The following is a 20,838-nucleotide window of genomic DNA, read 5'->3' as shown; positions in this document are numbered from 1 at the left end:
CCCACTATACCCCGCGGCGCCGCTGGAACAGCCCGCCGGGCAGGCGGGCCACCTGGTCTTCCAGTTCGAGTTCGAGCAGTCTGACATTCAACGCTGCGGCGTCCCAGCCGGTTCGCGCGCTCAGCGCGTCCAGGGTCACCGGGTCATGGCCCAGCGCCCGCAGCAGCGGGTCGCCATCGTCTTCATCGCCGGGCTCGCTGTCCGGTTCGAGCGCGAGCGACGCCTGTACCGGGTGGCGCAGTTCCTCCAGCACGTCGGTCGCCGTCTCCACCAGCTTGGCGCCCTGGCGGATCAGCGCGTGACAGCCGCGTGCCTGGGGCGCGTGGATGGACCCGGGAATGGCGAACACCTCGCGGCCGGCCTCGGCCGCGAGCCGGGCCGTGATCAGAGAGCCCGACTGCAGCGTGGCTTCCACCACCAGCGTGCCCGACGACAGGCCGGCGATGATGCGGTTGCGGCGGGGGAAGTTGACTGGCAGCGCCGGCGTGCCCGGCCCGTACTCCGACAGGATCAGGCCGCGCGCGCGGATGCGCTCGGCCAGCCGGCGGTGGCGCGACGGGTAGACGGTGTCCGGACCGGTGCCGACCACGGCCACCGTGCCGCCGCTGCCGGCCAGTGCGCCCTCGTGGGCCGCGCCGTCGATGCCGCTGGCCAGCCCGGAGACCACCGTCCAGCCGGCGTCCGAGAAGTGGCGGGCGAAGGCACGCGCGTGGTCCAGACCCTGGGCGGTGGCGTTTCGGCTGCCGACGATGGCCAGCATCGGCCGCGCCAGCCACGCCGGGTCGCCTTCGGCGAACAGGGCCAGCGGCGGGTCGGCGGTCTGCAACAGGGCGGGTGGAAACTGGGGGTCCGCCAGCGTCCACAGGGCCCGGGCCGGGCCGTCCGAGACGGCACCATCCAGCCAGGTCCGGGCGGCGGCCAGCCGTGCGGCCAGGGTGGCTGGGGGGTTGTCGAGGGCCAAGGCCGCCGGGCCTGCCGCACGCTGCCGGGCCTCGGACGATGCCCGCATCACGGCATCGGCGCTGCCGAAGGCGCCCAGCAGGCGCCGTGCCGCGCCCCGGCTCAGTCCGTCGCTGAGGAGCAGGTGCAGCCAAGCGTCCTGTTCAGCCGCGTCGGCAGGCATCGCGGACGGACCGTGGCCGGCCTGTGAACCTGCCGACGGTCAGGGCTGGGTGAAGCGGTCGCCGGCGCGCACCGGCTCCTGCACGCTGACGATCAGCGCATACGACACGCGCTCGAAGGTTCGGAACACGAAGAGCAGGCCGTGGCGCTCGTCGGGCAGGCGGATGACCTGCGGCCGGCCGTCGGTGCCGGTGCGGTCCACGGCCGGCGCCCCGGCGCGCCACAGCGCCAACACGTGACCGCGCTCGATGCCGTCGCGCGCACCGCGGTTGATGGAGACGATCTGGTTCTGACCGGCGTTGAGGCCGTCGCCGTAGATCGACACCACGCGCCCGTCCACCGGCTGGGCCGGCGCGTGCGGGGCATAGGCGATCAGGTCGCTCTGCGGCACCGGGTGCAAACGGTCGCCGATGCCGGCCTCCAGGCGCAGGTCGTTGATGCGGAAGGTCGCCGGCACGATCTCCGGCCGGCCACCGGCGCCGACGCGGTCCTCGGCCGGGCGCTCGAGCGCGGCGGTGCCGACGTAGCGGGCCTCGTAGCCGAGGATCTCCCGCGTCTGCGGGTCGAGCAGGGGCTTGGCTTCGCGGAACAGGCGGAAGTCGCGGGCGCCGCCGAGGTCGCCGCGCACGTAGGCGGTCTCGCCGCGGGACACCAGCACGCGGCCTTCCTGGGTGGCCACGATGCGCGGCGCACTGGCCAGTTCGTTGGTCTCGAAGACCACGGCGTCGTTCAGGAACGGGCCGATCAGGTGCAGCGGGATGGCGGCGATGGCACCGTTGTCCAGCACCTGGCTGCGCACCCGCGGGCCAAGCTTGACGGTGTTGTCCGGCATGCCGTCGCCCGGGCGCGCCAGGCGCAAGGTGGCCCGGCCGTCCTGCTTGACCAGGTACAGCACCTGGCCCGGGAAGATGAGGTGCGGGTTGCGGATCTGGTCGAGGTTCATGCCCCAGAGCTCGGGCCAGCGCCAGGGCGTGGTCAGGAAGAGCTTGGAGATGTCCCACAGCGTGTCGCCGCGCTGCACGGTGTAGCTGTCCGGCGCATTGGGCGACAGCTCGGACAGCGGCACCCCGGCCTGGGCCACCTGCTGCGCGGTGGCACGCCACTCGGGCGTGACCGGCAGGTTCGGCCCGGCGGCCACGGCGGGCCCGGCATGCCACGCGAGTGCCGCACAGGCCAGCAGGACGGGGCCGACGCGGCGGCGGGCGGTCAGGCGAAGGGGCAGGCTCATGCAGCGGGTCTCCCGGAGGCGGCCGCGTGGCGGGGTGTGGAGCCGAGTGTCACAATCACACCGCAACGAGGGTCAGGCGGTTGCCGTCTCGCGCCAAAGGCGCATCAGCAGCAAAATGTTCATCTGTTGCGGAAGATTCTGCCCCTAAACCCTTGATATCGCAACGAAAACAGCCGCCGAAACCGGCCGCTGTGCAGCCCTTCACGGGCCTGATCGTTGTGTGACACCCACAGCTGAAACCACTTGTTGTCCCCTGCGTCATGGCGTTGCTGAACATCCTCCGCTACCCCGACCCCCGGCTGCACACGGTGGCCAAGCCCGTGGCCGAGGTCGACGACCGCATCCGCCGCCTGGTGGACGACATGCTCGAGACCATGTACGCCGCCGAGGGTGTGGGCCTGGCCGCCACCCAGGTGGACGTGCACGAGCGCGTGATCGTGATGGACACCTCCGAGACGCGCGACAAGCCGCTGGTGCTGATCAACCCCGAGATCGTGGCGCGCAGCGAGGACATGAGCGTCAGCGACGAGGGCTGCCTGTCGGTGCCCACCATCTACGACAAGGTGCGCCGCCATGCCCGCGTGGCCGTGCGGGCGCTGGACCGCGATGGCCAGGTGTTCGAGCGCGAGGCCGCGGGCCTGATGGCCGTGTGCATCCAGCACGAGATGGACCACCTGATGGGCAAGGTCTTCGTCGAGTACCTCAGCCCCTTCAAGCGCGACCGCATCCGCACGCGGATGCTGAAGAAGGCGCGCGAAGAGAAGACCACGGCTTGAGCGCCGGCCCGGCCCCGTCGTCACCGCTGCGGGTGGGTTTCGCCGGCACGCCGGCCTTTGCCGCCACGGCGCTGCAGGCGTTGCACGACGCCGGCCACGCGGTGCCCCTGGTGCTGACGCAACCCGACCGACCCGCCGGCCGCGGCATGAAGCTGCAGGCGTCGCCGGTGAAGCAGCTGGCCTTGCAGTTGGGCGTTCCGGTGCACCAGCCGCGCAGCCTGCGCCTGGACGGGCGCTTTCCCGACGATGCGGCCGACGCGCGGGCCGTCTTGCAGTCGGCCGACCTGGACGTGCTGGTGGTCGCCGCCTATGGCCTGATCCTGCCGGCCTGGGTGCTGACGCTGCCGCGCCGTGGCTGCCTGAACATCCATGCCTCGCTGCTGCCGCGCTGGCGCGGCGCGGCGCCCATCCACCGCGCGATCGAGGCTGGTGACGCCGAGACCGGCATCACCATCATGCAGATGGACGAAGGCCTGGACACCGGGCCGATGCGGCTGTGGGTGGCCGAGCCGATCCGGCCCGACGACACCACGGCGACGCTGCATGACCGCCTCGCGGGGCTGGGCGGTCGCCTCATCGTGCAGGCGCTGGGCGCACTGGACGGGCCGCTGGTGACGCAGCCCGAGGCAGGGGTGACCTACGCGCACAAGATCGACAAGGCCGAGGCGGCGATCGACTGGGCGCTGCCGGCGGTCCAGATCGAACGACGGGTCCGTGCGTTCGACCCGTTCCCCGGGGCGCATTTCTTGCTCGATGGGCAACTGGTCAAGCTCTGGCGGGCACAGGTGGTGCCGGGCCAGGGCGAACCGGGCAGCGTGCTGCAGGCGTCAGCGGGCACGCTGCGCGTGGCCTGCGGCGACGCTGCGCTGGACCTGCTGGAACTGCAGCAACCGGGCGGGCGACGCCTGCCGGTCGATGCCTGGCGACAGGCCCATGCGCTGAGCCCGGGCGACCGACTGGGCTGAGCTTCCCGCGGCCGCCGAGCCAGGCGACCGGTGGATCGCGGGGCTGGCCGAGGAGCGGCGCGTTGCTGGCGGCACGACTCAAGTCCGGCGGTTGGCGGCCGATAGTCTCCGCATGAGTCCCCGTCTCCGGTTCCTGCTGCTGCTCGCACCTGCCCTGCTGGCCGGCTGCGACCTGCTGGGCATCGAGACGCTCAGCCAGCAACAGGCCCGGCGCGCCGAAGAAGGCAAGGCCATCGGCAGCGCCTGCCGCCATGCGGGCCGCGCCATCGAGGACTGCTATGCGCTGAACAAAAAGGCCGACAAGGCCGCCATCTTCGCCGGCTGGCGCGAGATGAACGACTACATGGCGGAGAACAAGATCGAGGTGCTGCAGCCCAGCCTGCCGTCGCCCGAGGCCATGGCGCTGAAGCAGGCAGCTGCCGAGGCCGCTGCCGCCGCCGAGGAAGAGGCCTACGACGAGCCGCCGGCCCCGCGCGGCAAGAAGTCGGCCCACGGCGGCTGAACGTCCGTCTGTCGCGCGAGGCGGCAGACCATCGCGGCGGCGATGCAGGCCGGCGGCCCCGCAGGCACCATCGTGGCTTCTGCATAGCCACGAGGAGTCTCCGATGCCCACGACCCGCCGCCATCTGCTGACCCTGGCCGCATTGACCGGCGTATCCGCCCTGCTGCTGCCGGCCGGCGCCCTGGCCCAGCGCGTCACCGGATCGGGCAACATGGTGACGGAAACGCGCCCTGCCAGCGGCTTCGTGGCGGTGGCTTTGGAAGCGTCGTTCACCGTCAAGGTGCGGCAGTCCGGGCGCGAGGCCCTGTCCTTGACCGCCGACGACAACCTCCTGCCGCTGATCGAGGCGGTGGTCGAGTCTCGCAGCGGCCGGCCCACGCTGGTGCTGCGCTGGAAGCGGCACACTTCGATCCAGCACCGCAGCGACATCGTGGCCACCGTCGATGCGGCCACCGTCGAGGCGCTGGCCACCTCTGGCTCCGGCACGGTCGAGGCCGACGCGGTGCAGGGCGAGTCGCTGAAGCTGGCCGTGGCGGGCTCCGGCGACATCCACGCCACCAACGTCAAGGTGGCCAGCCTGCAGGCCAGCGTGGCCGGCAGCGGCGACATCGCTGCCACGGGTTCGACCGCGGTGCTCAAGGTCAGCATCGCCGGCAGTGGCGACGTGGACACCCGCGGTGTCGAGGCCGAGGAGGTCAAGGTCAGCATCGCCGGCAGCGGCGACGCCAAGGTCACCGCCAACGCCGCGCTGTCGGTGTCCATCGCCGGCAGTGGCGACGTGCGCTACCGCGGCCGCGTGAACGCGGTGAAGACCTCCATCGTCGGCAGTGGCGACGTGACGCGCGAATGATCCGGCGCTGAACCCGCGCAGTTTACCCCCCACGGTACAGGCTGGGCGACAATCGCGGGCATGAGCCCGCCGCCCACCCTGCAGCGCTGGCGCGCCGGCTGCGTGCGCCTGCAGCGCCACCCGGAGTTCCGGCGTGGCGCCGTCGAGATGTCCGGCATCTCGCTGGGTGTGGCCGCCTGGGGGCTGGTCACCGGCGTGGCCATGATCAAGAGCGGGCTGTCGCTGCCGGTGGCGCTGGCGATGTCGCTGCTGGTGTTCGCCGGCAGTGCGCAGCTCACCGCGCTGCCGCTGATCGTCTCCGGCGCGCCGATCTGGGTGGTCTGGGCCACGGCCATCTGCGTCAACCTGCGCTTCGTGATCCAGAGCGCGATGTGGCGGCCCTACCTGGCGCACCTGCCGCTGCGCCGGCGGGCGCTGATGTCCTACGTGGCCGCCGACCTGAACTACGTGCTGTTCATGAAGCGCTTCCCCGAGCCGAAGCCGGCACCCGGGCAGGAGGCTTACTTCTGGGGCGGCGCGCTGATGAACTACGGCGCCTGGCACGGCATGTCGCTGATCGGCATCCTGTTCGCCTCGGCCATCCCCACCGAATGGGGCTTCGGTTTCGCCGGCGTGCTGGCGCTGGCCGGTCTGGCCTGCTCGATGCTGATCGACCGCACCACCTGGGTGGCGGCGGGCGTGGCCGGCTGTGCGGCGGTGGCGGCCTTCGCGCTGCCGTACAAGCTCAACATCGTGGCCGCCATCGCGGCGGCGGTGGCCATCGGCATGCTGATCGACCACACGACGCCGAAGACGCCGCTGCCGGTGACGGATCCGACATGAGCGGTGCCGACATGAGGCGCATGTTCGCATGACCACCACCGAAGCTGTGATCACCATCGTCGGCCTGGCGCTGATCTCGCTGCTGACGCGCGGCTTCTTCATCCTGCCGTCGCGTGAGCTGCCGATGCCGGCCTGGCTGCAGCGTGGCCTACGCTACGCGCCCGTGGCGGCGCTGGTGGCGGTGGTCGTGCCGGAAGTGCTGATGACCGACGGCCGGCTGCTGACCACCTGGCAGGACGCCCGCCTGTACGCCGCGGCCGCCGGCATCGGCTGGTACTTCTGGCGGCGCAGCATCCTGGGCACCATCGTCACCGGCACCGGGGTGATGCTGCTGCTGCGCCTGGGCCTGGGCTGGTAGCCCGCACACCTTTCCTCCACTCCAACCTGTAGCGCCATGAACGTCATCCGCTTCCAAGACCTGATCGCCCAGGGCCGTGTCGCCGGCCGGCGCGTGTTCATCCGGGCCGACCTCAACGTGCCGCTGAACGACGCCGGCCAGATCACCGAGGACACGCGCGTGCGCGCCAGCCTGCCGGCCATCCGCATGGCGCTGGACGCGGGTGCGGCGGTGATGGTCACCAGCCACCTGGGCCGGCCCACCGAAGGCGAATTCAAGCCGGCCGACTCGCTGGCGCCGGTGGCCGCGCGCATGGCCGAACTGCTGGGCCGTGACGTGCCCCTGGTGGCCAACTGGGTGGACGGTGTCGACGTGAAGCCCGGGCAGGTGGTCCTGCTGGAGAACTGCCGCGTCAACAAGGGCGAGAAGAAGAACAACGAAGAGTTGTCGAAGAAGATGGCCGCGCTGTGCGACATCTTCGTGCACGACGCCTTCGGCACCGCGCACCGCGCCGAGGCCAGCACCTACGGCATCGCGCAGTTCGCGCCGGTGGCCTGCGCCGGGCCGCTGCTGGCCGCGGAGATCGACGCCATCTCCAAGGCGCTGGCCAACCCGAAGCGTCCGCTGCTCGCCATCGTGGCCGGCAGCAAGGTCAGCACCAAGCTGACGATTCTTCAGAGTCTGGCCAGGAACGTGGACGGCCTGATCGTCGGCGGTGGCATCGCCAACACCTTCATGCTGGCTGCCGGCCTGAAGATCGGCAAGAGCCTGGCCGAGCCGGACCTGGTGGGCGAGGCCAAGGCCGTGATCGACGCCATGCAGGCCCGTGGCGCGGCGGTGCCGATCCCCACCGACGTGGTCTGCGCCAAGACCTTCGCCGCCGACGCGCCGGCCACCGTGAAGGCGGCCGCCGACGTGGCCGACGACGACCTGATCCTCGACATCGGCCCGCAGACCGCGGCCACGCTGGCGGCGCAGCTGAAGGCGGCCGGCACCATCGTCTGGAACGGGCCGGTGGGCGTGTTCGAGTTCGAGGCGTTTGCGGGTGGCACGGAAGCCGTCGCGCGCGCCATCGCCGAGAGCCCGGCCTTCAGTATCGCCGGTGGCGGCGACACGCTGGCCGCGATCGCCAAGTACGGCATCGAGAAGGATGTGGGCTACATCTCCACCGGCGGCGGTGCCTTCCTGGAGGTGCTGGAAGGCAAGACGCTGCCGGCCTTCGAGATCCTGGCTCGGCGTGCGGCGCAGCCGTGACGCACTGACCTGACGGCGGCGGGGGGAATCCCGCCGCCTTGGCACGCCTGTTCCGCAGTACGCTCGTCGGCACACCCCACAACAGGAGACCGCCGATGGGCAAGACGCTGACCCCCGCCGAGCAGGCGTTGCGCGACGCTGCGCTGGAGTACCACCGCAGCCCGGTGCGCGGCAAGATCAGCGTGACGCCGACCAAGCCGCTGTCCAACCAGCGAGACCTGTCGCTGGCCTATTCGCCGGGCGTGGCCTATGCCTGCCTGGCGATCGAGGAAGACCCGGCGCTGGCGGCCGACTTCACCGCCCGCGGCAACCTGGTGGGCGTGGTCACCAACGGCACGGCGGTGCTGGGCCTGGGCGACATCGGCCCGCTGGCCGGCAAGCCGGTGATGGAGGGCAAGGGCTGCCTGTTCAAGAAGTTCGCCGGCATCGACGTCTTCGACATCGAACTGGCCGAGCGCGACCCCGACAAGCTGGTGGAGATCATCGCCGCGCTGGAGCCCACGCTGGGCGGTGTGAACCTCGAGGACATCAAGGCGCCGGAGTGCTTCTACATCGAGAAGAAGCTGCGCGAGCGCATGAACATCCCGGTGTTCCACGACGACCAGCACGGCACGGCGATCATCAGCGCGGCGGCCTTGCTCAATGGCCTTGAACTGGTGGGTAAGGCCATCGGTGACGTGAAGGTAGCGGTGTCCGGCGCCGGGGCGGCGGCCATTGCGTGCCTGGACGTGATGGTGGGTCTGGGAGTGACGCGGCAGAACATCTACGTCTGCGACAGCAAGGGGGTGATCCGCGAGGGCCGTGGCGACAAGCTCGACGAGAGCAAGCAGCGCTACTGCCAGAAGACCGATGCGAAGACGCTGGCCGACGTGGTCGACGGCGCCGACGTGTTCCTGGGCTGTTCGGCCGCTGGCGTGCTGACACCCGACATGGTGAAGACCATGGCGCGCCAGCCCATCATCCTGGCGCTGGCCAACCCGGAGCCGGAGATCCGCCCGGAACTGGCCAAGGAGGTCCGCCCGGACTGCATCATCGCCACCGGCCGCAGCGACTACCCGAACCAGGTCAACAACGTCCTGTGCTTCCCCTACATCTTCCGCGGCGCGCTGGATTGCGGCGCCACCAAGATCACGGAAGCCATGAAGCTGGCCTGCGTGCGCGAGATCGCCGCCCTGGCCAAGGCCGAGGCCAGCGACGAGGTGGCCGCGGCCTATGCCGGCAAGGACCTGAGCTTCGGCCCGGAATATCTGATCCCCACACCGTTCGACGTGCGCCTGATCCTGCGCATCGCGCCCGCGGTGGCGCGCGCCGCTGCCGAGTCCGGTGTCGCCACGCGGCCGATCGAGGACTTCGACGCCTACCGTCGACAGCTCGGCCGCTTCGTCTACCAGACCGGCATGTTCATGCGGCCCGTCTTCGACACGGCGCGGCGCTTCCACGCCGAGCGCCCGGCGCGCGTCGTCTACGCCGAGGGCGAGGACGAACGCGTACTGCGCGCGCTGCCGGTGATCCTGGAGGACAAGCTGGCGGCGCCCATCCTCGTCGGCCGGCCGGCCGTGATCCAGATGCGGCTGCAGCGCGCCGGGTTGAAGCTGGAGCCGGGGCGCGACTTCGAGGTCTGCGACCCGGAGGACGATCCGCGCTTCCGCGAGTACTGGGAGCTCTACCGCGCGCTGCGCGGTCGGGACGGCGTCAGCCCGGAAGCGGCCAAGGCCGCGGTGCGGCGGTCGAACACGCTGATCTCGTCGCTGATGCTGCAGCGGGGCGAGGCCGACGCGTTGCTGTGCGGGCTGGTGGGCCGCTTCGACGCCCACCTGGAGCACATCCGCGCCGTGATCGGCCAGTGCCCCGACGCGCACGTGATGGCCACGATGAACGCGGTGATGCTGCCGCAGCATTCGCTCTTCATCGCCGACACCTTCGTCAACGAGGCGCCAGGCGCCGAGGAACTGGCCGAGATCGCGCTGATGGCCGCACGCGAGGTCCGCCGCTTCGGGCTGCCACCCAAGGTGGCGTTCCTGTCGCATTCCAATTTCGGGTCCTCCAGCCGCGAGTCGGCGCGCCGCATGCGGGCGGCGCGTGACCTGTTCGTGCAGCGCGCACCGGACATCGAATGCGACGGCGAGATGCACGGCGACGCCGCGCTGTCGGAGACGATCCGGCGCAACTACCTGCCCGACAGCACGCTGACCGGCGGCGCCAACCTGCTGGTGCTGCCCAACATCGATGCCGCCAACATCCTGTTCAACGTGCTGAAGATCACCAGCGGCCACGGCGTCACGGTGGGCCCGGTGCTGCTGGGCGCGGCGCAGCCGGCGCACGTGCTGACGCCGTCGGCCACGGTGCGGCGCATCGTCAACATGACGGCGCTGGCGGTGGCCGACGCCGCCGAGAGTGTCGCGGGTGCCGGTGGGGCCGTAACCGCCTCGTAATCGGCGAATCGGACGCGGCGCCTATCATGGCGCCCGTCCTTTCGCCGAGCACCCGACCATGCGCGCCACCAAGATCGTCGCCACCCTGGGCCCGGCCTCGTCCTCGCCCGAACTGCTGGAGCGCATGATCCGGCAAGGGGTGGACGTGGTGCGGCTGAACTTCTCGCACGGCACGGCGCAGGACCACATCGACCGGGCCACGCTGGTGCGCGAGGTGGCGCAGCGCGCCGGCAAGGAAGTGGCCATCATGGCCGACCTTCAGGGCCCGAAGATCCGCGTCGGCAAGTTCACCGATGGCAAGACGGAACTGCGGCCCGGGCAGACCTTCGTGCTCGACGCGGCGCGCACCGAGCCGGGGGACAACGACGCCGTCGGCCTGGACTACAAGGACCTGCCGCGCGACGTGCGGCCGGGGGACACGCTGCTGCTCAACGACGGCCTGCTGCGGCTGACGGTGGACAAGGTGGTGGGCGATCAGGTGCACACCACGGTGCGGGTGGGCGGCGAGCTCAGCAACAACAAGGGCATCAACAAGGCCGGCGGCGGCCTGACGGCGCCGGCACTGACGGCCAAGGACATGGAGGACATCAAGACCGCGATGGCCTTCAGGTGCGACTACCTGGCCGTGAGCTTCCCGAAGAGCGCCACCGACATGGAGATGGCGCGCCAGCTGGCCAACGTGGCCGGCGAGGCGCAGCGCCACAAGCCGGCGCTCATCGCGAAGATCGAACGTAGCGAGGCCATTCCGCAGCTGGAGGCCATCCTCAAGGCCAGCGACGGCATCATGGTTGCGCGTGGCGACCTGGCCGTGGAGGTGGGCAACGCCGCGGTGCCGGCCCTGCAGAAGCGGATGATCCGGCTGGCCCGCGAACTGGACAAGGTGGTCATCACCGCCACGCAGATGATGGAGTCGATGATCGTCAACGCCGTGCCCACGCGCGCCGAGGTCAGCGACGTGGCCAATGCGGTGCTGGACGGCACCGACGCGGTGATGCTCAGCGCCGAGACCGCGGCCGGCAAGTACCCGCTGGAGACCGTGGAGCAGATGGCCGCCATCGCGTTGGAGGCCGAGGCCGCGGACGACATCACGCTGGAGACCGACTTCGCGAACAAGCGCTTTGGCCGCATCGACCAGAGCATCGCGATGGGCGCGCTGTTCACGGCCCACCACCTGGGCTGCAAGGCCATCCTCGCGCTGACGGAGTCGGGGTCGACCGCGCTGTGGATGAGCCGGCACCACATCCGCGTGCCGATCTACGCGCTGACCTCGCAACTGGGCTCGCAGCGCCGCATGGCGCTCTACCGCAACGTGACGCCGCTGCTGATGCCGCGCCTGAACGACCGTGACGAAGCGCTGGTCACCGCAGAGCGGCTGCTGGTGCAGCTGGGCGTGCTGCGCCCGGGCGACACCTACGCCATCACCTGTGGCGAGCCGATGGGCCACCCGGGTGGCACCAATATGCTGAAGGTCTGTCGGGTCGGCTGACCCGCGCCAGACCTGGCGACTGGCGCTACTGTACCGACGCGATCATCGCCGCCACGCGAGGTGCAGCGGCCTCGGGCACCAGCTGCACCTGCGGATGCGCGCTTGCGTAGACACGGAACAGTTCGTCGGCGAAGGCCGGCCCGATCTCGTCGATGCCGCTGAAGTCCAGGTGGGCACGGCGGAACGCCGACAGCCGGGCGGTGACGCGTCGGGCCTGGGCCCGCGATTCCAACCAGGTGCTGGGGCCGGTGAGCAGCCTCAGCGAGACTTCGGTGTGGTCGAAGCCGTAGCCGTCGTCGGCGTGCGAGCGCAGGACCTGGTCCAGCGTGCGCGGCGTGTCCAGGGCGATGGCGAGGTAGATGGATGTGCCCTGGCGCTCGATCGGCCGCACGTCGGCCCAGCCGCTGTGGCCAGGTCGGCGCTGGAAGCCGTGGCGGTTGGCATGCAGGTCGAACACGTCGGCCGCGCGCGCCACGTAGAACAGGCCCTGCCCCAGGTGGCGGGCCGGCTGCGTGGTGAGCTTGCCCTTGCCCAGTTCCAGCATCGCCAGGCGCGGGTCATCGATCTGCCAGGCCTGCTCGATGCGCTGGAACAGGCCGCAGCCGTCGTCGCTGACCAGCATCTGCAGGTGCAGCCCCGTCTGGCGCATCGACACCGTGACGCCGGAGCCGCCACTGTGGTCGATGGCGTTGTTCAGCAGTTCGGTGAAGGCATGCTGCGCCAGGCGGGCCACGTTGGGCCGCAGGTCGAAGAAGGGGGCGAAGTCCTGCGCCCAGGGACAGTCTTCGGCCAGGCCGGCCAGGGCGTAGCGGCGCACGACCTGCCGCATGGGCCCAGGCCGGTAGTGGGGGCGCCGCTTGCTGCCCTCCTCCACCAGCCAGTGGGCATCGACCAGCTGGCCGAGCAGCCGCCGCGTGCGCCGGCGGCTGATGCCCAGGCACAGCATCAGGTGGTCGATCAGGTCATCGGGATGGTGGGTGGCGGCGGCGGTGATCCAGGTCGTGGCCGAAGCCAGGGTGGGACGCGGCATGGCGGGCTCCATGCGGCCAGCAGACGGAGGGCCGCAGTGGGCGCAGTGTGGTCGCGCCGGCCAGGAAGCGGCCACGCGAAAAGCGGCCCAAAACCACGCCAGATCAGGGTCGCGCAAGGGGGTGGTCAGTAGAATTCGGGCGATTACATCGGAATTACGTGCGCCGTCGAGGGCGCGCGCCGCGCCCCTTTTTTCAACCCCTCTGGAGCCTGCCATGCCTCTTGTTTCGATGCGCCAACTGCTGGACCACGCCGCCGAGAACGGCTACGGCATCCCGGCCTTCAACGTCAACAACCTCGAACAGGTGCAGGCGGTGATGACCGCGGCCGACGAAGTGGGGGCGCCCGTGATCCTGCAGGCCAGCGCGGGGGCGCGCAAGTACGCCGGCGAGCCCTTCATCAAGCACCTGATCCAGGCGGCGCTGGAGCAGTGGCCGCACATTCCGCTGGCGATGCACCAGGACCACGGCCAGAGCCCGGCCGTTTGCAAGGGCGCCATCGACCTCGGCTTCAGCTCGGTGATGATGGACGGCAGCCTGGAAGCCGACGGCAAGACCATCGCCAGCTACGACTACAACGTCCGCGTCACGCGCGAGGTGGTGGAGATGGCGCACAAGGTGGGCGTCACGGTGGAAGGCGAGCTCGGCTGCCTGGGCAGCCTGGAGACCATGCGTGGCGACAAGGAGGACGGCCACGGCACCGACGCGACGATGACGCGCGAGCAACTGCTGACCGATCCGGAGCAGGCGGCGGACTTCGTCGAACGCACCGGTGTCGACGCCCTGGCCATCGCCATCGGTACCAGCCATGGTGCCTACAAGTTCAGCCGCAAGCCCACCGGCGACATCCTCGCCATCGACCGGATCAAGGAGATCAACCGCCGCATTCCGAACACGCACCTGGTGATGCACGGCAGTTCGAGCGTGCCGCAGGAACTGCTGGAGATCATCCGCCAGCACGGTGGGCAGATGAAGGAGACATATGGCGTGCCGGTGGAGGAGATCCAGGAAGCCATCAAGCACGGCGTGCGCAAGATCAACATCGACACCGACATCCGGCTGGCGATGACGGGCGCCATCCGCAAGTACATGGCCGAGAACCCGGAGAAGTTCGACCCTAGGGATTATCTGAAGCCGGCGCGCGAGGCGGCACGGGTGGTTTGCCGCCAGAGGTATTTGGAGTTTGGGTGCGAAGGGAGGGTGGGATCAATCAGAGTGCTGAAACTCGCAGACGTGGCCTCTGCTTACTATCCCAATTAGGACCAGGGCGGTTACTTGGGATTTGGAGCGGTAGCTCGTAATCTGCGAGGCAATGCATGAATCCGAAGCACTTGGGCACATTATTGCATCAGGCTTATGGAAGTTGTATTACTGGCAATGTAAGGCAGGCTCGCAGCACCATACTTGAAATCAGGCGAAATTTTGTCATCGAGAAGAGTCCAGTACATGCTGCGGAAACGATGCTCATTGAGGGTGTGTTGTCTCTCTATTCTGGCGAGATCGACTCTGGGTGTGATCGCCTTCGACGGGCGATAGCTATCGGACAGTTCTTCCCGGGTACTGATTTATCTCAAGTCGCCTGCGGATGGCTTTCTTTGGCTTGCTACAATGCCGGTGATATCATTAAATCTGCTGAGTATGTCGGTACTTCTCTTGAATCAGGGGAGGTGAAATCCCAGCGCGCACGTCTGCGTATTTCTACGACGGCAGCCAACCTAAGCGAGTATGCGGGTCTTCCTGATGCGGCACGCCGATGGAACGCGGCGTCTCGGCGTGCGGCCACCGCGCTGGGGATTCCGGGGGTACTTACTTCGGTCATCTTCAGCATGGCCGTTGCCTCACTTGATGCGAGCCAGCGAAAGCGATTCAACAATGTGCTTTCGGATGAGGATGCACAGGAAACGCTTGGGATTGTCCAGTCTGCAATTGGGTATGATGCCAGGGCCGGGTTGGGTGCGCAGCCAAATCTGCATCGACTTGCGCTCGGCATGTCGTTCAGCATCTGTGGTCGTTATCGTGAAGCGCTTAATGCATTGCAGTGCTATTTGGAGGACGCCAATGGTTCGCGACAAGAAGACGCCGTTTGTGGGTTTGTCGAATTTGCTTTGGCCGAGATGAATCTATCGCGTCAACCGCTGGCGCAGGATCTGCTACAAAAACTTGAGGCGATTGGTGTCAAGTTGAGGGAGCCCTTAGAGCGTGCAGCTTGGCTTTCAGCGTTGGAAGATCATTATGTCTTGGTAGGAGACATTGTCCGTGCTCAAGCTTATTGTAAGGAGAAAATAGATGCTTTGGAGCATCGAGAAAGATTGTCTTCTGAGCTTTCTAAGCTGCTTGAACGTAAGAACTTGATGTCGCCGCCGGCGGAATGGTAGCTGTAGTTTTATTGCGCGAAAACTGGGGTGCTGAATGATTGTTGAAGTGGTTATGGGTTCGTCATCTGACTGGGCGGCGATGGGGGTTGCAGATGATCTACTCCGTGAGTTCGGCATTGACCACCACTGTCATGTCCTCTCCGCCCACCGCATGCCCGACGACATGTTCCGCTTCGCCGAAACCGCCTGGGACCGCGGCGTGCGTGCCATCATCGCGGGTGCGGGCGGCGCAGCGCACCTGCCGGGGATGCTGGCTGCCAAGACGACCGTGCCCGTACTCGGCGTGCCGATTCCCTCCAAGCACCTCCAGGGCGTCGATTCCCTGTACTCCATCGTGCAGATGCCCAAGGGCGTGCCGGTCGCCACCTTTGCCATCGGTGCCGCCGGTGCCGCCAATGCCGCGTTGTTCGCGGTGGCGATGCTGGCGCGCGAGAATCCCGAACTTCACGCCAAGCTGCAGGCCTATCGCCAGGCCCAGACCGAAGCGGCACGTGCGATGACGAAAGACCTGCAATGACCTCGCCGCCTTCCACCAGGCGCGCCGCGCCTGCGTCCCGGCAACTTGCTGTCGCCCGCTGCTTCGGGGCGCAGGACTGACATGAATCTCCACGCATCGCTTGCACGCGCAGCCGATCCGACGAGGCGCTCCCTGGCGCCGCGCTGCCGGGCGCCACGTCGATGATCCCGCCGTTACTCCCCGCCGCTGCGGACTTGCAGGGCAGGGCCCCCACGCTGGGCGTGCTCGGTGGTGGCCAGCTGGGCCGCATGTTCCTGCATGCCGCGCAGCAACTGGGCTACGAAACCGCAGTGCTCGACCCGGATCCCGCCAGCCCGGCGGGCCGAGTGGCACATGCCCACCTGCAGGCCGGGTACGAGGATCCTCAGGCCCTGCAGCGCCTTGGCGGGCTGGCCCATGCAGTCACCACGGAGTTCGAGAACGTGCCGGCCATGGCGTTGAAGACGCTGGCCGCGCACGTGCCCGTGTCGCCGTCGGGCGACGCGGTGGCCGTCTGCCAGCACCGCGCACGCGAGAAGGCGTTCATCCAGGCGGCCGGTGTGCCCTGCGCGCCGTTCGCGGACCTGGTCGACGAGACCGGCCTGGCAGCCGCGGCGGCCAGGCCCGAGCTCTTCCCCGGGTTATTGAAGACCGCCACGCTGGGCTACGACGGCAAGGGCCAGCGCACCGTGAACGGTGCGGCGGACCTGGCTGCGGCCTGGGCCGACCTGGGCCGGGCGCCCTGCGTGCTGGAGAAGCGGCTGGACCTGCGCGTGGAGTGCAGCGTCATCGTCGCGCGCGGTCGCGACGGTGCCTGCGTGCACCTGCCGCTGCAGCAGAACCTCCACCGTGGTGGCATCCTGGCCGTCACCCAGGTGCCGGCGCCGGACGTGTCGCCCGGTCAGGCGCAGGCGGCCGTCGCGGCTGCGGAGCGTATCGCCGCAGCGCTGGATTACGTGGGCGTGCTCTGCGTCGAGTTCTTCGTGCTGGCCGACGGCAGCCTGGTGGCCAACGAGATGGCGCCGCGGCCGCACAACTCCGGCCACTACAGCATGGACGCCTGCGACATCTCGCAGTTCGAACTCCAGGTGCGCACGCTCGCCGGCCTGCCGCTGACGCCACCGCGCCAGCACTCTCCGGCGGTGATGCTGAACCTGCTGGGCGACCTGTGGTTCCGCGACGGCGCAGACCGCCCGCCGCGTTCGCCCGACTGGATCAGCGTGCTGGCGCTGCCGGGCACCCGCCTGCATCTGTATGGCAAGACGGATGCGCGCCCTGGCCGCAAGATGGGGCACCTGAACATCATCGGTGCCGATGCGGCCCAGGTGCGTGCGGTGGCCCTGCAGGCCTGCGACCTGCTGGGCCTGCCGCCGTTCTGAGGCCCGCGCACATGCCGATGCTGCAGGGCCAGGAGCCGTCGGCGGTGGCGCAGGCCGCGCGGGTTCTGGCCGATGGTGAACTGGTGGCCTTTCCCACCGAGACCGTCTATGGGCTCGGCGCCCGGGCCGACGACGATGCGGCCGTGGCACGCATCTTCGGCGCCAAGGGCCGGCCCGCCGACCACCCGTTGATCGTGCACGTGGCCGATGCCGGCGCGGCGCAGGCCTTCTGCGCCGACGTGCCCCCCCTGGCGAAGACGCTGATGGCGCGTTTCTGGCCCGGCCCGCTGACGCTGATCCTGCCGCGCCGCCCCGGCATCGCCGCCGCAGCGGCTGGCGGCCAGGACAGCATCGGCCTGCGCTGCCCGGCGCACCCGGTGGCCCGGGCACTGCTGTCGGCGGCGCACGCACTCGGGGTGGCCGGGGTGGCGGCGCCCAGCGCCAACCGCTTCGGGCGGGTCAGCCCGACCCGTGCCGAGCATGTCGTGCAGGAGTTCGGCGCCGACCTGTGCGTGCTCAACGGCGGTGCCTGCGCAGTGGGCATCGAGTCGACCATCGTCGACTGCACGCGCCTGCCGCCTGCTCTGCTGCGGCCCGGCGGGCTGCCGCGCGACCTGCTCGAGGCCGCGGTCGGCGCGCCGCTGGCCGTGCCCGACGCCGGCCGGCCGCGCGCGTCGGGCACGCTGGCGTCGCACTACGCCCCGCGGGCCCGGGTGCGCCTGTTCCCCGATGCCGCCGCGTTGTCGGCGGCGCTGGCATCACGGGCGGCGGACACGTTGCTTCACAACGTGGCGGTATATTCGCGCAGCCTGTCGGCGGTGCCGGGCGGGGCGGTGCTGCAGGCCATGCCTGCCACGCCCGACGCCGCCGCGCACGAACTGTTTGCCGTGCTTCGCGCGCTGGACGCCACCGGCGTCGCCGAGATCTGGGTCGAACACCCGCCTGCCGACGCCGCGTGGGAGGCGGTGAACGACCGCCTGCGACGAGCCGCCGCGTGAGCCCGCTGTACCCACCTGCCTGTACCACCCGCCTGTACCACCCGCCCGAGGGCGTGGAGATGAGATGAGCTTCCCAGGATTCCTGTCACTGCGGTCCGTGCGCCGCACCGCGAAGCCGCTGCTGGCGGCAGTGGCGGCCGCATTGCTGGCCTCCTGTGGTGGCGGCACCTCGCAGATCGAGGCCTTCGTGGCCGACCGCCTGATCGTCTTCGGTGACGAGACCAGCGCGCTGACGGCCGACGGTCGCCGCTACGCGGTCAACACCGTCACCGACGGCGTCTTCGATTGCAGTTCGCAGCGCATCTGGGTGCAGGCGCTGGCCAGCATCTACGACCTGGCCTTCGCCGAATGCAACCCGGACAACGTGGTGACGCCGCAGGCCTTCATGCGTGCCGCCGCCGGTGCGCGGGTGGCCGACGTGGCCGCCCAGGTCGATGCGCAGCTCGCCGGCGACGGCGTGGCCGGCAACACGCTGGTCACCGTGCTCGCCGGCACCAACGATGTCCTCGACCTCTACGCGGCGTTCCCGGACACCACCCGTTCGGAACTGCTGTCGCAGGCGCGCGCCCGCGGGGCGCAGCTGGCCGTGGAGGTCAACCGGCTTGTCGCAGCCGGGGCGCGGGTCATCGTGTCCACGGCTCCCGATGTCGGGCTCACCCCCTACGCGCTGGCCGAGAAGGCCGCGTACACCGACATCGACCGCGCCGCACTGCTGACGACGCTCACGTCCGAATTCAATGCCGGCCTGCGTACGACGGTGCTCAATGACGGCCGCTACGTCGGCCTGGTGCTGGCCGACGAGATGGTGCAGGCGATGACCATCTCCCCCAGCAGCTTCGGCCTGGCCAACATCAAGGATGCGGCCTGCGCCGTGGCGCTGCCGGACTGCACGACCGCGACCCTTGTCGCGGGCGCCGACGCCGCGACCTGGCTGTGGGCCGATGACCTGCGCCTGGCCTTCAACGCCCAGAACCGCCTGGGCATCCTGGCCATCAACCGGGCGCGGAACAACCCGTTCTGAGCGCCGCGCGGCGGGCGTCCCGGTCTGCCAGCAGCTTGGTCACCAGGATCGTCGCCGCCAATCCCAGCGTCACGGCGTTGGCGGCGATGATGGGCCACTCGCCCAGCCGCCAGCCGTACCACAGCCACAGCGCCACGCCGACCGTGAACGCGCCGTACATGCCGGCGGAGATGCCGGACACGTCGCGCGTGCGCAGCGTCAGCACGGCCTGCGGCAGGAACGACAGCGTGGTGAAACTGGCCGCCGCATAACCCAGCCACTGGGTGGGCAGCGCCGTCAGGGCGTCGGTCAGCATCGGGGGCTCCAGGGCAAGGGTCGGTGTTCGGCAGGTCAGCGTGCCGCACCGTCGGCACGCGTCCAGCGCACCAGCGCTTCCAGCGCCGGCCGCGCGGCCTGCGCATTGTCGTGGTTCAGGATGGCCACCAGCACGTAGCGGCGGCCGCTGTCGGACAGCACGTAGCCGGCCACGCCGGCCACGTCACGCAGCGACCCGGTCTTCAGGTGCGCGCGACCGTCGCCGGCGCGGCTGCGCCGCATCGTGCCGTCCAGCCCGGCCACGGGCAGCGACGACATCAGTTCCGACATCACCGGGCTGCCCCAGGCCTGCTGCAGCAGGCGCGCCAGCGCCGCGGCCGATGCGCGCGTCTCGCGCGACAGGCCCGCGCCGTTGTCCAGCCGCACGCCGACGGCCAGTTCCTCGCCCAGGCGGGTACCGAGCCAGGCGGCCATGGCCAGCCGCGCGCGCTCGGGTGTGGCCGGTGCGCCCTCGGCCAGCGCCAGGCTCAGGAACAGCTGCTGCGCCATCAGGTTGTTGCTGTACTTGTTGATGTCGCGCACCACCTCCGCCAGCGGGGGGGAAACGGCCTCCAGGTCCGGGGTACGGCCTGCGGGCGCCGTGCCGTCGCGCACCCGGCCGGTCAGGCTGCCGCCCATGTCGCGCCACAGCGCGGTCAGCAGGCGGGCGTTGTAGCTGTCCGGATCAGGGTCGGCCACCGGCCAGTTCAGCGGGCCGCAGGCCGCCGGGTAGGCGCCGGCGAAGCGCGCGCCCTCGGGGCCGAAGCTGGCCTTCAGCGCGCCGCGCCAGTCGCTGCACGGCCCGGAAGCCAGGGGCACCTCCAGGGTGGCCGGCGCGCCGTCGAGCCGGGGCTCCTGCGTCACGCGTGCCCGGCCGCTGGGCGGGTCCGGCACGAAGCCGTAGACCACCGACTTGTAGTTCAGCGGCAGCGCATCCGGCCCCACGTTGTACGGCCGCAGCGGTTCGCCGTCGAACGCACCGGGCATGTGCGGAGGCAGGGCGAACGCGCTGCGGTCGAGCACGATGTCGCCGCGGATCTCGCGTACGCCCAGTTGCCGCACTCGCTGCAGCAGCAGCCACACGCGTTCCAGCACCAGGGTCGGGTCCCCACGACCCTGGATGACCAGTGCACCCTCGAGCACGCCGTCGCGCAGCGGGCCGTCCAGCCACACGGGCGTGCGCCAGGCCCAAGCCGGGCCCAGGCGGTCGAGTGCCGCGTAGGTGGTCAGCAGCTTGGCCAGCGACGCCGGGTTCACCGGCTCGCGGGCCTGCGCCGACAGCAGCGGCCGGCCGCTGCCGGCCTCCTCGATGACCACCGCGAGCGCCGACTCCGGCACCGTGGCGCGCTGCAGGGCCTGGCGCACCTCCGGCGGCAGGATCGGGGTCTCGGCGTGTGCCAGCGCGGCCGACACCAGCGCCAGGGCACACAGTGCACCGGCCCAGCGCCGCGGGGTTCGGCTCATCCGTCCTGC

The 20,838-nt window shown here is 69.9% G+C and carries 20 protein-coding genes; 15 read left to right on the top strand and 5 right to left on the bottom strand.

Features of this window, described 5'->3' with window-relative positions; translation table 11 throughout:
* Positions 1-4: 4 nt before the first annotated feature.
* Together dprA and ENE75_RS12425 are read right to left on the bottom strand one after the other, a co-directional pair.
* A complete protein-coding gene (gene dprA / locus ENE75_RS12430) occupies positions 5-1,123 on the bottom strand; it encodes a DNA-processing protein DprA (RefSeq protein WP_128198617.1) in 1,119 nt (372 codons plus the stop codon).
* A 39-nt stretch (positions 1,124-1,162) separates the two neighbouring features.
* Positions 1,163-2,350, bottom strand: a complete 1,188-nt coding sequence (locus tag ENE75_RS12425; RefSeq protein WP_128198616.1) for a LysM peptidoglycan-binding domain-containing protein — start codon at positions 2,348-2,350, stop codon at positions 1,163-1,165.
* A gap of 260 nt (positions 2,351-2,610) precedes the next feature.
* Between ENE75_RS12425 and def the strand changes: the two genes are divergently transcribed.
* From def to pyk, 9 genes are all read left to right on the top strand, one after another.
* Positions 2,611-3,126, top strand: coding sequence for a peptide deformylase (gene def, locus ENE75_RS12415; RefSeq protein ID WP_128198614.1), 516 nt, complete (start codon positions 2,611-2,613; stop codon positions 3,124-3,126).
* Between the two features lie 26 nt (positions 3,127-3,152).
* Entirely contained in the window at positions 3,153-4,091 is a 939-nt protein-coding gene (fmt, locus tag ENE75_RS12410) for a methionyl-tRNA formyltransferase (RefSeq protein ID WP_128198770.1), read from the top strand.
* Positions 4,092-4,203: 112 nt separating this feature from the next.
* Complete coding sequence (locus ENE75_RS12405; protein ID WP_128198613.1) at positions 4,204-4,593, top strand: hypothetical protein; 390 nt, start codon at positions 4,204-4,206, stop codon at positions 4,591-4,593.
* Between the two features lie 103 nt (positions 4,594-4,696).
* Positions 4,697-5,443, top strand: a complete 747-nt coding sequence (locus ENE75_RS12400) for a head GIN domain-containing protein (protein WP_128198612.1) — start codon at positions 4,697-4,699, stop codon at positions 5,441-5,443.
* Between the two features lie 60 nt (positions 5,444-5,503).
* Positions 5,504-6,265 (top strand): AzlC family ABC transporter permease, encoded by a 762-nt coding sequence (locus ENE75_RS12395; protein ID WP_128198611.1) that lies wholly within the window; start codon positions 5,504-5,506, stop codon positions 6,263-6,265.
* A gap of 28 nt (positions 6,266-6,293) precedes the next feature.
* A complete protein-coding gene (locus tag ENE75_RS12390) occupies positions 6,294-6,623 on the top strand; it encodes a branched-chain amino acid transport AzlD family protein (RefSeq protein ID WP_128198610.1) in 330 nt (109 codons plus the stop codon).
* A gap of 36 nt (positions 6,624-6,659) precedes the next feature.
* Positions 6,660-7,856: a phosphoglycerate kinase gene (locus tag ENE75_RS12385; RefSeq protein WP_128198609.1), complete on the top strand. Its 1,197-nt coding sequence runs from the start codon at positions 6,660-6,662 to the stop codon at positions 7,854-7,856.
* Between the two features lie 95 nt (positions 7,857-7,951).
* Positions 7,952-10,288: an NADP-dependent malic enzyme gene (locus tag ENE75_RS12380; protein ID WP_128198608.1), complete on the top strand. Its 2,337-nt coding sequence runs from the start codon at positions 7,952-7,954 to the stop codon at positions 10,286-10,288.
* 58 nt (positions 10,289-10,346) lie between these two features.
* The gene (gene pyk, locus ENE75_RS12375; protein ID WP_128198607.1) at positions 10,347-11,774 is read left to right on the top strand and encodes a pyruvate kinase; all 1,428 of its coding nucleotides are present in this window, start codon (positions 10,347-10,349) and stop codon (positions 11,772-11,774) included.
* A gap of 25 nt (positions 11,775-11,799) precedes the next feature.
* Here the strand turns inward: pyk and ENE75_RS12370 are convergent, their stop codons facing one another.
* On the bottom strand, positions 11,800-12,804 hold the full coding sequence (locus tag ENE75_RS12370; protein WP_128198606.1) for an STAS-like domain-containing protein: 1,005 nt from the start codon (positions 12,802-12,804) through the stop codon (positions 11,800-11,802).
* A gap of 214 nt (positions 12,805-13,018) precedes the next feature.
* Here ENE75_RS12370 and fba point away from each other — a divergent pair, with 214 nt between their 5' ends.
* The 6 genes from fba to ENE75_RS12340 all read left to right on the top strand — a co-directional run bounded on the left by fba (position 13,019) and on the right by ENE75_RS12340 (position 19,071).
* Complete coding sequence (fba, locus tag ENE75_RS12365; protein ID WP_128198605.1) at positions 13,019-14,062, top strand: class II fructose-bisphosphate aldolase; 1,044 nt, start codon at positions 13,019-13,021, stop codon at positions 14,060-14,062.
* 56 nt (positions 14,063-14,118) lie between these two features.
* A complete protein-coding gene (locus ENE75_RS12360; protein ID WP_128198604.1) occupies positions 14,119-15,177 on the top strand; it encodes a hypothetical protein in 1,059 nt (352 codons plus the stop codon).
* A 34-nt stretch (positions 15,178-15,211) separates the two neighbouring features.
* A complete protein-coding gene (gene purE, locus ENE75_RS12355) occupies positions 15,212-15,694 on the top strand; it encodes a 5-(carboxyamino)imidazole ribonucleotide mutase (protein ID WP_128198603.1) in 483 nt (160 codons plus the stop codon).
* Between the two features lie 161 nt (positions 15,695-15,855).
* A complete protein-coding gene (locus tag ENE75_RS12350) occupies positions 15,856-17,052 on the top strand; it encodes a 5-(carboxyamino)imidazole ribonucleotide synthase (protein ID WP_128198602.1) in 1,197 nt (398 codons plus the stop codon).
* 11 nt (positions 17,053-17,063) lie between these two features.
* Positions 17,064-18,050 (top strand): L-threonylcarbamoyladenylate synthase, encoded by a 987-nt coding sequence (locus ENE75_RS12345; RefSeq protein ID WP_128198601.1) that lies wholly within the window; start codon positions 17,064-17,066, stop codon positions 18,048-18,050.
* A 64-nt stretch (positions 18,051-18,114) separates the two neighbouring features.
* Positions 18,115-19,071, top strand: a complete 957-nt coding sequence (locus tag ENE75_RS12340) for an SGNH/GDSL hydrolase family protein (protein WP_128198600.1) — start codon at positions 18,115-18,117, stop codon at positions 19,069-19,071.
* On the opposite strand, the gene ENE75_RS12335 is transcribed toward ENE75_RS12340, so the two are convergent.
* Together ENE75_RS12335 and dacB are read right to left on the bottom strand one after the other, a co-directional pair.
* Positions 19,043-19,366, bottom strand: coding sequence for an SWEET family sugar transporter (locus ENE75_RS12335; protein ID WP_128198599.1), 324 nt, complete (start codon positions 19,364-19,366; stop codon positions 19,043-19,045). The genes ENE75_RS12340 and ENE75_RS12335 overlap by 29 nt on opposite strands.
* A 35-nt stretch (positions 19,367-19,401) precedes the next feature.
* Complete coding sequence (dacB, locus tag ENE75_RS12330) at positions 19,402-20,829, bottom strand: D-alanyl-D-alanine carboxypeptidase/D-alanyl-D-alanine endopeptidase (protein ID WP_199232285.1); 1,428 nt, start codon at positions 20,827-20,829, stop codon at positions 19,402-19,404.
* Between the last annotated feature and the right edge of the window lie 9 nt (positions 20,830-20,838).

Origin of the sequence: Rubrivivax albus (assembly GCF_004016515.1) — a bacterium.
GTDB classification, from domain to species: domain Bacteria; phylum Pseudomonadota; class Gammaproteobacteria; order Burkholderiales; family Burkholderiaceae_C; genus Rubrivivax; species Rubrivivax albus.
This window is presented reverse-complemented; position numbering and strand designations above follow the sequence as displayed.